The sequence below is a fragment of the Pseudomonas sp. BCRC 81390 genome (genome assembly GCF_030341915.1).
Taxonomy (GTDB): Bacteria; Pseudomonadota; Gammaproteobacteria; order Pseudomonadales; family Pseudomonadaceae; genus Aquipseudomonas.
The window spans coordinates 1-850 of the sequence record NZ_JATAAG010000089.1 but is presented as its reverse complement, the minus strand read 5'-3'; the positions used below and the strand labels follow the sequence as shown (position 1 = coordinate 850).

Genomic DNA, 850 nt, shown 5'->3' with positions numbered 1-850 from the left:
GGCCGGGGTCGGATTTGGGGTCAGCTGCTCGAAGTTACCCCCGGTGGCGTTTTCGATGGTCACACTGACGGTCGAGCCATTGTTGTAGACGTCGTTCGCCGGGGTCTCGAAGTCGACGCTGCCCTGGGTCTTACCGGCTTCAACGGTAATGGTCTGGCCGTTGGACAAAGTCACGGTCACCGGGGTCTGAGCCGGGTTGCTCAGGGTCACGGTGTAGGTGATCACGCCACCTTCGGTCACAGACGGCGTCGCCGTCAGGGTCGCTGTGGTGACATCGACCGAGTCGTTGATCGTAGTCTGGGCCGGGGTCGGATTCGGGGTCAGTTGCTCGAAGTTGCCGCCGGTGGCGTTTTCGATGGTCACACTGACGGTCGAGCCGTTGTTGTAGACGTCGTTCGCCGGGGTCTCGAAATCGACGCTGCCCTGGGTCTTGCCGGCTTCAACGGTGATGGTCTGGCCGTTGGACAGGGTCACGGTCACCGGGGTCTGGGCAGGGTTGCTCAAGGTCACGGTGTAGGTAATCACCCCACCTTCGGTTACCGACGGCGTCGCCGTCAGGGTAGCGGTAGTGACATCGACCGAGTCGTTGATCGTGGTTTGAGCAGGAGTCGGGTTCGGCGTCAGCTGCTCGAAGTTACCCCCGGTGGCGTTTTCGATGGTCACACTGACGTTCGAGCCGTTGTTATAGACATCGTTCGCCGGAGTCTCGAAGTCGACACTGCCCTGGGTCTTGCCGGCTTCAACGGTGATGGTCTGACCGTTGGACAGCGTCACGGTCACCGGGGTCTGAGCCGGGTTGCTCAGGGTCACGGTGTAGGTAATCACGCCGCCTTCGGTCACCGACGGCGTG

1 protein-coding gene is annotated in these 850 nt (G+C 61.9%); it reads right to left on the bottom strand.

The annotated features are described in order from the left end of the window. A partial coding sequence (locus QSV36_RS25095) for an immunoglobulin-like domain-containing protein (RefSeq protein ID WP_289135750.1) occupies nucleotides 1-850 on the bottom strand: 850 nt, incomplete at both ends.